Genomic DNA, 15,924 nt, shown 5'->3' on the forward strand with positions numbered 1-15,924 from the left:
AAGGGGGGCTAGGGGGGGATCGGTCTTATCTGAACCGTATTGAGTTATGACTGACATTATTTTTTCCTAAGTAGAATATAAGTTTTCATTTTCCCTTTGCCTTTAACTTCAATAATTCCCCGCTCCTGAAACAAATATTTGTCTGCCACTAACTTATAAGTAGTTTCGCTGACTTGAATCCGCCAAGGCAAACCCTGAGATTCCATGCGGGAAGCAATATTTACCGTGTCGCCCCACAAATCGTAAATAAACTTCTTGATGCCAATTACTCCGGCAACAACCGGGCCGCTGTGAATGCCAATGCGGATGCTAAAATATTTATTATGGCTAGCATTAAATCGGGCTATTTCTGCTTGCATATCTAGGGCCATTTGGGCGATCGCCTCTGCGTGGTCTGCCCTGGGTTCAGGCAGTCCTCCTACTGCCATGTATGCGTCCCCGATCGTCTTGATTTTCTCTAACCCGTGCCGTTGGCACAAAAGGTCGAATCCTGAGAAAATCTGATTGAGGAGCTCCACGAGTTCGATCGGATTCATGACAGCAGACAAAGCAGTAAACCCTACAATATCAGCGAACAAAACAGTCACTTCCGGAAAGTATTCGGCAATAGTAGTTTCGTTTTGTTTGAGGCGTTCTGCTATTGCCTGCGGCAAAATATTTAGCAGCAGCTTTTCGGATTTTTCTTGTTCTTCCCGCAACGCATCTTCTGCTTGCTTGCGTTCCGTAATGTCGTGGTAACTCCAGACTCTGCCGATAATTTTATCTCCCAGCCGCTGCGGTTGCGAATAGCGTTCAAAAAATCTGCCGTCTTGAAATTCCAATAAGTCGTAACTTTCGGCTTCTGGCTGCTCGTAAAGCGATTCTATTCTTGCTTGAAATGCTTGAGGGTCTTTGAGTTGTTTCAGAAAAAAAGCGTTCATTGTGGCGTCATCTCGCAGTGCCATCACTTCGTTAGGTATGCGCCACATTTCCACAAATTCTCGATTGAAAGTGACTATTTTTCCGCTCCTGTCAATAGCTAAAATACCGTCCGCAGTAGAATCAAAAGTTGCTTGCAGCAGGGATACAGATTTTGCTAGGGCGTCTTCGGCCATCTTTCGAGCCGTAATGTCTCGCAAAATAGCGCGAATAGCTACTAGCGAACCTTCCGCCAACTTACAGCTTATACTGCCTTCCAGCAAAATTTGTTCGTGATGTTTAGTAATAAATATTGCTTGAATAGAGTCTGGATACAACGTTTTTTCATTTACGGTCTTTTTGGTAATAGCTTGATAGAATATGTCCAGAGACTCTTGGGAACTGTTGGGATGAATGATATCAAAAACAGTCATTTGAGCAATTTCTGCTTCGCTGTAGCCCACAGTTTCCCGCCAAGCCCGATTTACATACAAAAAATGACCGTCTGCTCCAATACTTTGAATTAAGTCTGTAGCATTTTCAAATAAGTCTCGCAGTTGTTCTTCGCTTTCCCGCAAAGCTATTTCCGCTTGCTTGCGCTTGATAAATTGACCGACTTGGCTACCGATTGTTGCCATGGTCTGGAGCAATTCTTCATCAAAAGACTGCACTTCCAGGCTAAAGAAAGTCATCACCCCCAACACAGACCGGGCAGAATTTTCCGGCTCGTAGTCGCCCAAAATCGGGAACCCAAAAGCTCCGTGCAGTCCTTCTTGGGCGGCAATTTCTCGGCGTAGAAACCTGTCGCTTTCTGTGACATCTGCAATCCACTGAGAGGAACCGCTGGCCCAAACGAGACCGGGCAATCCTTCGCCAAATGCACAGGTCATTGTTTCGGTAAATTCGGCAAATTTGGGGATGGAAATTGAGCGTTTTCTCCAACTGGCGACGCACCGAAGCAAATTGGGGTCGGAAACAGCAGTTATTCTGTTACTTCCTGACAGCAGTTTTTCCCCAGCTTCCGGCATCCAAAGTTCGCCGGTATCCCATCCCAAACTGTCGCAAATTACAGGGAGAATGGCTGCTATAGCTTTTTTGATTGTTTCGGATGCCGACAGGATGCGAGTGGTGACGTACTGAGCTATTTTTCGCTTGCGGGCTCGCTGTCTGTCTGTAACGTCGCGGCCGATGTACACGAAATCTTGGACGGCGGCCCAAGAGCCAGAAATACCTTTAATGTCAGTCGGAATCGCCGTACAGGAAAAGGCCACTGTTAGCTTTTCTCCGGTTTTTGCCGTGCAAATTACTTCGGCATTAGTTTGCGATTGTTGAGGCCCCTCTTGACTGACTGCTTGCAAAGAGGAGCCAACAGCAGCAAGAGCGTCTATTTGCTGGCCTACTAATTCCGATTCCCTGTAACCGAACAAATCTTGAGCCGCCTGATTGACTTTTTTTATTTTTCCCGTGGCCGTTGTTACCAACAAAACTTCGGCCATGGAAGTAATAATTTTTTCAACATAATTATTAGTAGCGGCTAAGGTACTCAACAAAATATTCATTTCATTGGTAGCTTGGACTAGAGTTTGTTCCAAACCCATCCTGTCGGTTACGTCTTCAAAAAATACAATTAATCTCTGATAATTATCGTCATTGTTGAACTCGACTATATACATATCAAAATAAAGCCGCGAGCCATTTTCTAATACCCTGGTTATCGCTTTTAATTCAAAATTTGGCAAACGTCCTTCAAAAATATTGATTAAAATTTCTTCACTCCCTACCAATTCTGGAAAGGGAATGCGGACATCGTTGCCGGCCGCTACTTCCTCGGGACAGTCGGCAAACCGCTGCACTTTGAGAGATGTTTCTTGGATTAAAAACTCTTTGTCCAGTGCTAGGTACTCCAAGTGGGGGGGCACCAAAAGCTTTTTTAACAGGGTTTTCATGTTATATTTTTAGTAGTGAACGCGCCCTCTGTATCGAATCATCTGAGATTAATCTATTTATATAAATTTAAAAAATAATGCAAATCTAGGCAAGCTCCCAATCATGATAGTCATCAGTCATTCCCATCTAAAATCTAAAATCAAAATCAAAAAGAGTCTTACCTCTATTTGTAAAAAGGAATTGTGACTGTAAAGGTAGTGCCTAACCCTATCTCGCTGGAAAATTCGATTTGACCTCCGTGCAAGTCTACACACTGCTTGACTATGGATAAACCCAGTCCTGTACCGGGGATTTTTCCTACATTTTGGGCTCGATAATAAGACTCAAACAGTTGTTCTTGGTCTTCGATAGGAATGCCAATGCCTGCGTCTTTAATTTTAAATGCAGCTTCTTGATTATTGTCACAATTTAATTCAAAATAAATATTGCTGTCGATCGGCGAATATTTGACAGCATTTGAAAGCAAATTTGTCAAGATGTGCCGCAGCAATTTTGAATCGAGTGCGGGCCAGTGTTGTGTTTCCTCCGATTCCCGATCAGTTTTTTTCGCTGGCGCAACTAATTCTGGGCAAATAAAGTTAATTCTATGATTTTTTCCGTAACTCATTTTAATTGATTCTACTAACTCGCTGCAAAATTTTTGTAAGTCAACTGGTGCGGGATTGAATTCGAGTTTTCCGGCTTCGGCGCTGCTGAGCAACCGCATATCATCTAATAGCTGAGCCATGTGTTTAGATGCTGATTTAACGTGTTGGAGGTATTCTTTTTTTTCCGCGTGGGTGATTTGGTCGTCGTAGTCTTGGAGGATTTTCGTCGCAAATAATACTGTACTTAAAGGATTGCCGAATTCGTGAGCGAGCATTGAGAAAAAACGAGATTTTACCTGTCTGAGTTCTTGCTCTTTTGCCAAAGAGCGACGAATTTCTATTTCTTGTTGCTTGCGTTCTGTGATGTCCCTGCCGATGTAGATGAAATCGTAAAGTTCCTGTAATTCTGTCTGAATTGCCGAACAGGAAAATTCTACCCAAATTTCTTCTCCTGCTTTAGTAGTGCAGATTACTTCCAGTTCTCTGAGCAGCTCTTGATGAGACAAGATATAGCGGTGGCGAGCTTGGTAAAGTAATTTTTCTTCGACTACTATTATGGAGAGGGGGTGGCCGATCAATTCGGCTTCGCTGTACCCAAATAAGGATTGTGCTGATTGATTGACTGTTTTGATAGTTCCTAATGTTGTTGTCACCAACAAAGCATCGCCCATCGAACGAATAACTTTATCTATATAATCTTTAGAAGCGGCTAAAGCGCTCACCAAAAGATTAGCTTCATTCGCCCTCTGAATCAAGGATTGCTTCATCACCATCTTTTCGGTGACATCTTCAATCAAAATTAGCAATTTACTTGGCACATCTTCTTGTTCGCTTTCATGTTCAATAGCCAACATATCAAAGTATAAAGGGCGGTTGGGGTCGGCAAACCGAGCGATACCTTTGAGTTCAAAACTCGGTAGCCGTCCCATAATGATAGACATGAGGATATTTTCAATGCCAATCAATTCGGGAAAACTGATGCGAGCATCTGCACCGGGTATCGCATCGCCCGGAGTATCGGCATAATGGTGGAGTTCGGCGGAGGTTTCCTGAATAATGAAATTGTGATTTACTAACAAATACTCTGTTGGCCGTGGCTCCAACAGCTTTCTCAAAAGTGGGTTCATACTGGTTCTACCATTGTATAAGCTAGTTTATAGAAAATTTCGTCAACGTCTTTGCCTGTTTTAGCCGATGTCGCGTAAACTGCTATTACTTTGTCTTGAGATATCGAATGAGATATTTCCACTAGCAGCGCCAATTTTTCCTCGTCAATCAAGTCTACTTTGTTCAAAGCGACGATTATTGACCCTTTAGGATTGACTGAAGAAAAAAGCTGAATGTGTTCGGAGATTCGCTCAACAGTTTCGGAGCGGCTGACATCGGCAACGATTAAAACGCCGCTAGCTCCCTGCAAGTAAGTCGGTGCTATTCCTTTGAATTTTGTATGCCCTTCTAAGTCCCAAATTAGCAACTGTGCAGTCACGTTTTCCGGCTGTTTTGTGTTTTCTAATATGATATTTTTGCGGGAAATTTTCACTCCGACCGTGGACAGGTACTGGTCGCTGAATTGCCGATCGACAAAACGGCGGATTAGGCTGGTTTTGCCGACGCCAAAATCGCCGATCATGCACATTTTTTTAGCTATAGTAACTGACATAATTATTTACTGTTTATGGTCTTAGTTATTGGTTCAAATACCACGCATCTGCTTAAAAGTCGTGGTTGATTGGGTTCCACGTCGGCAGGAGGATTTGGACTGCCGACCGTTTGGAGGCGCTTCGGGTCAGCACCTTGTCGCACTAAAGCATCTCGCACTGCTGCGGCACGCTTGAGCGACAACTGTTGATTTGTAACAAGTTCTCCAGTTCGATCGCTGTGCCCAATTATCTTAATATGTTTTTGAGGATATTGATCCATGAAATTTTTGACACTGGCGATGATTTCTCCATATGTAGAGTCTAATTTTGTGGTTCCTGGCTCGAAGTAGATGCGGGTTGTAATTTTCAGGGGATCTAATTTAACCGTACTGATGACCGATTGAACACCGGGAATTTGCTTCAAGGACTGAGCTATTTTCTGTGCGTCTGCTAGGTCTATAACTGTGCCATCTACTGTAACTTTGCGATCGCCGTACCGAGTAGAAATTAAAACGCCCTCTCTCTGGTTCAAAACAGCGGTAATCCGCTGCACCTCTGCCGCTGTCAAAACTGGATCTGGAGGTACATCTACAGCGACAATTTGATTGTCTAATTTCAACTTTGGTGCAGTTGAGCCAGCTATCTTTGCAGCTTTTGCCCGTAATTCTGGATTTGGCAACTGTCCGGTTAACTTCAGAGTTTTGCCCTCAACACTGACATTTAAGCGATAAACCGCTAATTCTGGGGTCGATTCCAAAGCTAAAGTCGCATTGGCCGCGAGGCGGCGGTCAATGTTGCTGCGGTACTGATAAATTCCCCAAGGTACTAAGATTAAGCTCAGGGCGGCTAAACTGATAGCCGCTAGGGCGATCGGGGGTTTTGTTGATTTTTCCGTTTGCAGCGGTTCAAATAAACTTTTTATCCAGGGGTGCAGCGACTCCGGTATAGTACCGGGATCGCCGTTAAACTCGTGAATTACTTTAGCGTAATTAAGGATGATATTACTAACTGTTTGCCGCAGTTTTTTGATAAACAAATGTGGCGGTTCTCCTTTGATCACGACTGCCATGTAGCAGTATCCCGCTACTTCTAGGATAATCTTGGAGTCGCCGTATTCAATTTGATTAAGTTCGGAAGCTTCTCCGGGTTCAACGATGCACTCGTTAACAAAGCTGCGAATAGCTGTGAGCATTCCTGCTACCATTTCTGATTCTAAATGGTAGCTTTCGGAGTTTTGAACTTCGGAAATTATTAAGCCTGATGCTTTGTGAATTAAGAATGCTGCTTGGACGGTAAAGGGTACTGATTCTTGGAGGATTAATTCAGCTTCGGAGACTCGTTGTACTTTGGAGCGAATTTTTCGCTTAAAGCCTTCAACGCTGATGGCATTGGACACTTTTTCATTGATTGTCTTGATAGCTTCTGCCATGTATCGGGAAATTGTACTGCCAATTACGGGATAGAGGGCATCCACCATAGAGTCGCGTTCGAGTTTTATTTGGGCTGTAATAGCTTTGCCCATTTCGGGGGCGAGGGCTTGAGCGATCGACTCTTGGTCGAGGCGAATTTGCTCTTTAATTGCCAGACCGATTTCTGGGGCGATCGCCTTAGCAATATCCGCTGGCGAATTCACTATTTGTTGAGCAAGTGCCTCGGGAAGCAGCTCAGCTATTGCCGCACTCATTGCCGACTTGTTTTCCTGAGTTTTTGCCCTAATCACTTCGTCAATAATTGGGACGATCGCCTTGACAACTTCTTCTCTGGAATCGGTAATTTTGCGGCTGAGAATTTCTGCGATCCAAGGCAGCATCAACTGAATCAACTCTTGGGGATCGTAGATTTGGTGCTCCAATTTTCCTAATTTATCGTCGATTGTTGCCATCAGGTGGCGCACCCCCGGCAAGTCGTTTTCGGCCAGCAGATTTTTGACTTGCTCAATATCCGACATTTGCGAGCCGAACATCAGATTTTGCAGCCTTTCCATCGCGCTGTCGGCTTCATTTAAATCTTGTTTAATTTGGCCTAATATTTCTGTCGGCTGCGATATCGTTGTCGGCTGTTCTACCAAGTTTGGCATCGATTGAATCGAAGCAACCACGGGATCTAAATATCCCGTTTCTGGTGGATGTGAGACTGTGGAAGCTATCGGATTATCGGCAATTATCGAAGGTTTTGACTCGGTTTCGGGAGCGGACACATCCTGTAAATGCCGATCGAACCGCTGGGATTTTTGAGCCTGTACTTCCTGTAGAGAATCTTTCATTGTCAAGTTAGACAATTCTTCGACAGGCTCTGATTTCTCCTCCCAATCCGGCTGGGCGATCGCTGAAACCTCTATAGTTTTAGCGGAGGAATAGTTTCTTTCGAGTTCTGAAGTGTTGAGTTTTTGAGTAGCGAATAGCAAACTTTTGAACTCATCTTTAACATCCCAGGAATCGCCAGACTCAGGTTCGCGATTGCCAGTTTCGGGCAAATTCGCTGCAACTTCCTCTTGCTTTTCTGAAGAAATACCTAACAAATCCATCAACCCGCCGAGAGCCCCAGCTTGATTGTTTTCGCTGCTGCTGTCACCTTCGGGATCTGCATTTTGCTGGTTTGAACCAGCAATAATTTTGAGATCGACTAACAGATTCAGCAACGGTTCTAGCTGGGCGGCTGCACCGGCAGCGGACTCGTCAGGTTTAGAAACAAAACCCTCTAACTCATTTTCGTCAGCCGGATTTTCTTTCGGTAAAGCCATGCGTTATTATCCGTGATTGTGGCGCTCCGGCAACAGAAATTCGGTATTTAACTTATTATCAGCAACGCCTTTAAGTTCGGGGACAAATTCTGTTCCTTTGAGCCTCATGCCGAGTTCAAACAGAATTTCTGCCATGTCGTCTCGGGAAACTTTAACATCTCTGAGCATGGAAAAGCGGCGATCTAGTTCTTCAAAAACCTGTGTTTTCAAAGTGCGGGTTTCTTCAGATAGTCGCTCTCTGGTTTGGGAGAGTTCGTCGCGAAGCGAACTGGTTTGATTGTCGATAGCTTCGTCGAGGGCTTCCATGCTGCTGGAGAATTTGCGGTTAACGCGATCGACTTGCTGACGGATGTCTGCGCTTTCTTCTTGGGTGTTTGAGGTGAGCGATTTAACTTTTTTTTCTAACGAATCAACCGCAGCCCTCATTTCTCCTGAAAGAACTGTTTTTACTTGTTCAATGCGAGCTTGCATATCTTGCTGCATCATCGACAAGTCGGAATCTATTTTATCGAAGCGATTGTCGTATTCTCTAAGTTGAGCTCCAAAAATTATATCGCGAATCTGATCGATATTTCCCAGTCGTTCGCGCATTTCTTCTTTAGTTATTTCGGCCATGCTTGTACCTGAAATCTCCGGAGATTGTGAATTTAAGAAGTGTGCTAGTGATTTACGACAGTTGTTAGTGGCACTAGCTTTTTTGAGTGGGCCGGCTTTTATTGTTTGAACTCTCACCCCTGCGTCGGGGATGGGATTTTTTAGAATTTTGACTCTAAATATCCTGAGATTCAAATTCTTGAGCCAGGTTTTGTCACCAAAAAGGGCGGTTTGCTATCCTTGCCTTGCAGCAAGCTCACAGAAGCGTAGACTGCTATACAGCGGGTAGGTTTTAATGTCTTGACTGACATCTTCAATCATATCGCATCTTGACAGTGCCTCATACCACAGGGCTTGATCCCCGGCAAAAAGCTGCGGCTTCGATCGCACAGGTCTTATGTATAAGATATAACTCAAAAGCTGCACCGATCGATCGCCGATCGACTCGCAGGGATGTTGCCTTTGAGCACAAAGCACTTATACAGCCCAACTCGGCCCCTCTGTACCCCTCGATGCCTCTTCTCCTGCGATCGCCCTATAAAAAAGCGTAGGGCCCGATCGACAGCGATCAGACCCAATAATATGAGAGCTTTGTTTTTTTTAACAAACGAGATGTGTTTCCGGTTGAGAACTGTGACTTACTAGGGTTTACAACTTGTGCAGCTTTACTTTTAATCCGCAACCACAATAAGTCTGACTCGACTGCGGTTTGGCTTGACTGCTCGATCGGCAGTTCGCCACTATTCCAAGTTGTGTTCGGTTAATTTCTGCTGCGCCTGGGAATCTAGACCGGAGACACCATGTCTATATCCTCGAACTTTCTTTCTAAATATAGCGACCTCCTTTCTCTTCCTGTCCCGGTGTCTATTATTAAGTTAGCATGGCCTTTCGGAGGAGTAAAGCACTATTTGCAAAACTTGATAGGTCTTTACATTACTAAGTATAATGATATGAATCTCCAAATAGATGTAAGTTAGCACTCACGCACTCGTAACCAAGAAACCGGGTTTTTCTACCCAGATTGAGGATTTTAAGCAAGTATTTTGGTTTAAAAACCGGGTTTCTGGACACCCGTGCGTAAGTCCTATAAATTCTATTGTTGCTACATCTTTACATACTTAAGTGTTTTTGTCATGTCTATTTCTCCTAAGTTTCTCAGTGGCAGCCAAATCCGCCAAACCTTCCTCGACTTTTATGCTCAGCGGGGACATAAGATATTGCCGAGTGCTTCTTTGGTGCCGGAAGATCCGACAGTCTTGCTGACGATCGCCGGAATGCTACAATTCAAGCCGATATTTCTCGGACAGCGCGCCGCCGAATCACCGCGCGCCACGACTTCTCAAAAGTGCATCCGCACCAACGACATCGAAAACGTCGGCCGCACCGCCCGCCACCACACGTTTTTTGAGATGTTGGGCAATTTCAGTTTCGGGGATTATTTCAAGAAACAGGCGATCGCCTGGGCGTGGGAACTTTCCACGGAAGTTTTCGGTTTACCAGCATCTAATTTGGTTGTTAGTGTTTTCCGAGAAGATGACGAAGCTTTTGCGATTTGGCGCGATGAAATTGGCATTCCGGGCGATCGCATTCAGCGCATGGGAGAAGATGACAATTTCTGGCAATCCGGCCCGACAGGCCCCTGCGGCCCGTGTTCGGAGATTTACTATGATTTCCACCCAGAGAGAGGCGACAATATTGACCTCGAAGATGATACCAGGTTTATTGAATTCTACAACCTGGTTTTCATGCAGTACAATAAAGATGCAGAGGGCAATTTAACACCGCTGCAAAATCAAAATATTGATACTGGCTTGGGACTGGAACGGATGGCGCAAATCCTCCAGAAAGTCCCCAATAATTACGAAACAGATTTGATTTTTCCGATCATTCAATCGGCGGCGGAAATTGCCGGGATTGATTACCACAATAGCGATGAAAAAGTCAAGGTTTCGCTGAAAGTAATTGGCGATCATATTCGGGCTGTGGTGCACATGATTGCGGACGAAATTCGCGCGTCGAATGTGGGTCGCGGTTACATTTTGCGCCGGTTGATTCGCCGGGTGGTGCGCCACGGGCGACTGATTGGAATTCAGGGCGAATTTACGGTGCGGGTGGCTGAAAGTGCGATCGCCCTTTCGCAAGCTGCTTATCCGAACGTGCGGCTGCGGGAAGCTCAAATTAAGGCGGAATTGGCAAGGGAAGAGGCGCAGTTTCTCAAGACTTTGGAACGCGGAGAGAAGCTGCTGGAGGAAATTGTCGATCGCACAAAACAGCAAGCAAACCAACAAATCAGCGGTCAAGATGCTTTCACTCTTTACGATACCTACGGTTTCCCCTTAGAACTGACTCAAGAAATTGCTGAGGAACAGGGAATTACTGTGGATTTGGACGGCTTTGAAAGGGCGATGAAGGAACAGCAAACTCGCGCTAAAGATGCTCGCCAAACAATCGATTTAACGGTGCAGGGTTCTTTGGATAAGTTGGCTGAAACTATCCAGGGAACTGAGTTTGTCGGTTATGCTGAATTGTCGAGTTTAGCTGAGGTGGAAGTTATCTTGGTTGACGGCAAATCTGTCGAGGAAGCAGCCGCAGGCACCGAGGTACAAGTTGTGTTGAACCAAACGCCGTTTTATGCAGAATCCGGCGGACAAATTGGGGATAAAGGTTATTTGAAAAGCGGAGATAATGGTGATGGTTTGTTAGTGAGAGTTGATGATGTGAAGAAGGAATCTGATTTCTTCGTGCATTTCGGCTTTGTGGAACGGGGAACCCTGAAAGTTGGCGATAGTATTACTGCGAAAATTGACAACAGCGGTCGCCGCCGAATTCAGGCCAACCACACAGCAACTCACTTATTACAATCAGCTTTGCGGAAAATTGTGGACGATTCGATTTCGCAAGCTGGTTCGCTGGTATCGTCTGAGAGATTGCGGTTTGATTTCAATTCTCCGCGCGCTGTCACAGCAGAAGAGTTGCAGAAAATTGAGGATTTAGTTAATAGTTGGATTGCTGAAGCCCACGCTGCGGTCGTTGCAGAAATGCCGATCGCCCTTGCGAGAGAAAAAGGCGCGACTGCGATGTTTGGCGAGAAGTACGGCGATGTGGTGCGGGTTATCGATTTTCCCGGCGTTTCGATGGAATTGTGCGGCGGAACTCACGTCAGCAATACCGCAGAAATCGGGCTGTTTAAGATTGTTTCGGAAGCGGGGGTAGCGGCGGGAACTCGCAGGATTGAAGCGGTTTCCGGTCAAGCTGTTTTGGACTACTTGAACGTGCGGGATAAGGTGGTGCGCGATTTGGGCGATCGATTTAAGGCGAAGCCTGAAGAATTGCCGAACCGGATTACTAATTTGCAGAATGAGTTGAAGGATACTCAGAAACATTTGGCTGCTGTGAAGTCGGAATTGGCGATCGCGAAATCCGACCAGTTGCTGAGTGCGGCGGAGGCTATCGGCGAATTCAAAATCATTGTAGCTCAATTGGGTGATGTGGATACAGAAGCGCTGAAAACTGCGGCAGAAAGATTGCAGCAAAAATTAGGAAATGCTGCGGTTGTTTTGGCATCAATTCCTGAACCGGATAAGGTAAGTTTGGTGGCTGCTTTTAGTCCTGAAGTCAATAAGAAAGGATTGCAAGCTGGCAAGTTTATCGGGGGAATTGCTCAAATTTGCGGCGGAAAAGGCGGCGGGCGGCCGAATTTGGCGCAAGCTGGGGGACGCGATGCAAGTAAGTTGCAGTCAGCGTTGGAAAGTGCTCGGAATCAGTTGCTTGAAGGGTTGGGTTAGTCTGGGTTTTCTGTAAGAAACAAAAACTCTTTGTATCTCTCGTTTATAGCGGAGGCTAGATCCCCCTAAATCCCCCTTAAGAAGGGGGACTTCGATCGGAATCTTGTCCCCCCCTTCTTTAAGGGGGGCTAGGGGGGATCGGGGCCTAATCGTCAGTTCGATCGCTTCCGTCTGCCTGAATCTTCGCAGGCTGCTACCGCATATTTTTGCCCTTACATCTGCGTTTATCCCCGTCCATCCGCCAACATCTGCGGTTAAAAACACCCTTGATTTCCCCGCAAAAAATGTAAAATCAAACAAACATGGGTAGTCAAAAATGAACCAACCACGCCGCCAAGCCTATCTCACCCTGATTGAATCTCTCCTCACCTGTCCCAGGGACAAACAAACCGCCATCCTGCAAGCCAATCTAGAATTATTAGACGATGATTTTGCCCAATATTTGCGAGAACTTGCTACTAAAGTTTTAGCAAATTTGGATGTAGATAAAGCATATATTTTTGGTCAAATTTTAAGTAATTTGAGTCTTCTATTTATAACTCTTCAGCAAGGCAGTAGAGCAAGCAACTTAGAAATTGCTATTATTTGTAACAAAATAGCATTAACCGTTTGGACTCGCGATTGTGCGGAACAAGTAGTGATTTTGACATTTTATCTACTCATACAGAATGGGTTATGTCAAATCGCATCACTACTTATGCAAAAGTATGGCGATGTTTATCTTGCAAAGCGGACAAGCACTCAAAATAATTTGGCAATTGCTTACTCTTTCAGAATCAAGGGAGACAGGGGTGATAATTTAGAAAGGGCGATCGCATTTTATGAAGCTGCTTTACAAGTTTACACCCCCCCAGCTTTTCCCCAACAATGGGCAATGACTCAAAATAATTTGGGAGAAGCTTACAGAAACAGAATCAAGGGAGACAGGGGTGATAATTTAGAAAGGGCGATCGCATTTTATGAAGCTGCTTTAGAAGTTTACACCCGCCCAGCTTTTCCCGAATATTGGGCAAGGAGTCAAAATAATTTGGCAAATGCTTACAGTGACAGAATCAAGGGAGACAGGGGTGATAATTTAGAAAGGGCGATCGCATTTTATGAAGCTGCTTTAGAAGTTCGCACCCGCCCAGCTTTTCCCGAAGATTGGGCTGGGACTCAAAATAATTTGGCACGTGCTTACAGCCAGAGAATCAAGGGAGACAGGGATGATAATTTAGAAAGGGCGATCGCATTTTATGAAGCTGCTTTACAAGTTTACACCCCCCCAGCTTTTCCCGAATATTGGGCTGGGACTCAAAATAATTTGGGAGAAGCTTACAGAAACAGAATCAAGGGAGACAGGGGTGATAATTTAGAAATGGCGATCGCATTTTATGAAGCTGCATTATTAGTTCATACCCCCCAAGCTTTCCCGGAACGATGGGCAATGACTCAAAATAATTTGGCAATTGCTTACAACGACAGAATCAAGGGAGAACGGGGTGAGAATATCGAAAAGGCAATCCAACTTTATGAAGCAGCTTTAGAAGTTTACACTCCCACAGCTTTGCCAATTGACTGTCGGCGAACAGGTAGAAATCTAGGCTATTTAGGATTTGCAGAAAGTTTGTGGGAAACAGCCATATTCGGGTACGAAAAAGCCATCCAAGCAGTCGAACAAAGCCGCGAGTGGATAACATCCGACAACCGCAAACGAGAAATCATCGAACAAAATCTCGATGTCTACGAAAAATTGATGCAATCCTGCATCAATCACCAACAATATGACAAAGCCCTGCAAACAATCGAACGCAGCAAATCCCGCTACCTAGTCGAACTCTTCACCAACAGCGAAATCTACCCGAAAACAGCCACCGAAACCGAGAAACAGCAACTGCAAAACCTGCGCCGCCAAATCGCCGCCTCCCAACAACTCCTAGAAACAGAAACCCCATCTCCTCCCCCTCTTTCTCCCCCCCTTACCAAGGGGGGGAGAAAGAGGGGGGTTCCCGAAGACTCTCCCTCACAACGCACAACCCAAACCCGCAGCCTCAGCCCCGAATATTTCCAACAACAAAAAGCCAAATTAGAAACAACATCACAGCAACTAACACAACTGCTAGAACAGATAAAAAAGCGAGAACCAGAATTCACCCTAACTCAAAAAGTCGAACCCATCGACATCACCAAATTCCAACAAACCTTAGACACCCAAACAGCAATCATAGAATGGTACCTCGGCAATAACTCCAACTCCGACGATAGCTGGGGAGGATCAGCCTTCATCATCACCCGCGACAGCATAAAACCACTCACATATACCACAACCGAAATAGCCGAATTAGAAACCTGGAAAAACAACTATCTCGACGAATACCGCAACAAAAACACCAACAAAACCTGGCAAAACACCCTATCCCAAAAACTCCAAAAACTCTCAGAAATCCTGCGACTCAACGAGATAATCGCCCACATCCCCCCCAACTGCAAACAACTAATCCTAGTACCCCACCGCTACCTGCACCTATTCCCCCTCCACGCCCTACAATTCACCTCAGAAACCCGATTTAAACAAAAAACCAACTTTCGCGGATACCTCCTCGACAGCTTCCCCGCAGGCGTGAAATACGCCCCCAGCTTGCAACTGCTGGAACTCGTCAAAAATCGCATCACCACCAGAAACTCCCCCCCACCAAATCAGCAACAACTATTTGCCCTCCAGAATCCCACCGAAGACTTATTCAACGCCGACATGGAAGTAGAAACCATCAAAACCAGATTCAATCCGCATCAAATTTTACTCAGAAAACAAGCCACAAAAACCGCCCTCAACGACAACCGAGAAAACCTCTCAAACACCAGCTACCTGCACTTTTCCTGTCACGGCATATTCAACTTTGACTATCCGCTGCTGTCATCCCTAGTCTTAGCCGATTCCCTGGAACCGCAAACCTCACCCCCGCCCCCAGAGTCAAATCAGCCCGATGAAAAACAGCGCTATGTCACCCTACGCAGCGGCAGAAAAGCCATCCCAGAAAAATGCCTCACGCTGCGAGAAATCTTTGCCGATTTGCAGTTACCGCAGTGCCATCTCGTCACACTTTCCGCCTGCGAAACCGGGTTAACCGACTCAACCGCAATGACGGATGAATACATTGGTTTACCCAGCGGCTTCTTGTATGCGGGTAGCATGAGTGTTGTCAGCAGTCTGTGGGCTGTCGATGATTTTGCCACGGCAATTTTAATGATTAAATTTTATCAAGAATTGCCGGAGGCAGATTCAGTAGCAGTTGCTTTGAATGCGGCACAAAACTGGATGCGCGGGGTGAGTGAGGAGGATTTTCGAGTTTGGGTAGGATTGTTAAATGTAGATAAAAAATCTAGACAAAGTATGGAATTGTGGTTAGCGTCTTCGAGTGAGGAACAGCCGTTCCGCGATCCGAAATATTGGGCGGCATTCTGTGCGACAGGATATTAAGTTAGGTGTGCCACCAGGATTTTGTACGGGCGGGTTTTACAAACAATATATAACGATTACCAACAATCTAGATAAACCCGCCCCACCAATAACCCACACCAACCTGAAATTTGCATCGAATGTTAAAATGTAGATGATGATTTGTCGTTGGGTGGGGGCGGGTTGTTGAGATTGTCGATTTCAGGCAATTATTGTGGGTGAAACCCGCCCCTTGTATCTTAAAAGAGTCAGGCGATAGATCGCTACGTCAGTCAGTCGATCGCGACACCAAGCAGGC

The 15,924-nt window shown here is 45.4% G+C and carries 8 protein-coding genes; 2 read left to right on the forward strand and 6 right to left on the reverse strand.

What is annotated here, in order from left to right:
* Positions 1 to 56: 56 nt before the first annotated feature.
* The 6 genes from QUB30_RS24845 to QUB30_RS24870 all read right to left on the reverse strand — a co-directional run bounded on the left by QUB30_RS24845 (position 57) and on the right by QUB30_RS24870 (position 8,882).
* Positions 57 to 2,843, reverse strand: coding sequence for an adenylate/guanylate cyclase domain-containing protein (locus QUB30_RS24845; RefSeq protein ID WP_333338923.1), 2,787 nt, complete (start codon positions 2,841 to 2,843; stop codon positions 57 to 59).
* 164 nt (positions 2,844 to 3,007) lie between these two features.
* Complete coding sequence (locus QUB30_RS24850; protein WP_333338926.1) at positions 3,008 to 4,558, reverse strand: PAS domain-containing sensor histidine kinase; 1,551 nt, start codon at positions 4,556 to 4,558, stop codon at positions 3,008 to 3,010.
* Positions 4,555 to 5,091 carry a Rab family GTPase gene (locus QUB30_RS24855; protein WP_333338928.1) on the reverse strand — a complete coding sequence of 179 codons (537 nt, stop codon included), beginning with the start codon at positions 5,089 to 5,091 and terminating at the stop codon, positions 4,555 to 4,557. The genes QUB30_RS24850 and QUB30_RS24855 overlap by 4 nt, the downstream gene beginning before the upstream one ends.
* A gap of 2 nt (positions 5,092 to 5,093) precedes the next feature.
* Positions 5,094 to 7,811 carry an OmpA family protein gene (locus QUB30_RS24860; protein WP_333338930.1) on the reverse strand — a complete coding sequence of 906 codons (2,718 nt, stop codon included), beginning with the start codon at positions 7,809 to 7,811 and terminating at the stop codon, positions 5,094 to 5,096.
* A 6-nt stretch (positions 7,812 to 7,817) separates the two neighbouring features.
* Positions 7,818 to 8,426 (reverse strand): hypothetical protein, encoded by a 609-nt coding sequence (locus tag QUB30_RS24865; protein ID WP_333338933.1) that lies wholly within the window; start codon positions 8,424 to 8,426, stop codon positions 7,818 to 7,820.
* Between the two features lie 213 nt (positions 8,427 to 8,639).
* Positions 8,640 to 8,882 (reverse strand): hypothetical protein, encoded by a 243-nt coding sequence (locus QUB30_RS24870; RefSeq protein ID WP_333338936.1) that lies wholly within the window; start codon positions 8,880 to 8,882, stop codon positions 8,640 to 8,642.
* A 656-nt stretch (positions 8,883 to 9,538) separates the two neighbouring features.
* Between QUB30_RS24870 and alaS the strand changes: the two genes are divergently transcribed.
* Positions 9,539 to 12,190 (forward strand): alanine--tRNA ligase, encoded by a 2,652-nt coding sequence (alaS, locus tag QUB30_RS24875; protein ID WP_333338939.1) that lies wholly within the window; start codon positions 9,539 to 9,541, stop codon positions 12,188 to 12,190.
* 316 nt (positions 12,191 to 12,506) lie between these two features.
* Positions 12,507 to 15,647: a CHAT domain-containing tetratricopeptide repeat protein gene (locus QUB30_RS24880; protein ID WP_333338942.1), complete on the forward strand. Its 3,141-nt coding sequence runs from the start codon at positions 12,507 to 12,509 to the stop codon at positions 15,645 to 15,647.
* Positions 15,648 to 15,924 lie beyond the last annotated feature (277 nt).

It is taken from the genome of Microcoleus sp. BROC3, from assembly GCF_036702515.1.
Lineage (GTDB): Bacteria > Cyanobacteriota > Cyanobacteriia > Cyanobacteriales > Microcoleaceae > Microcoleus.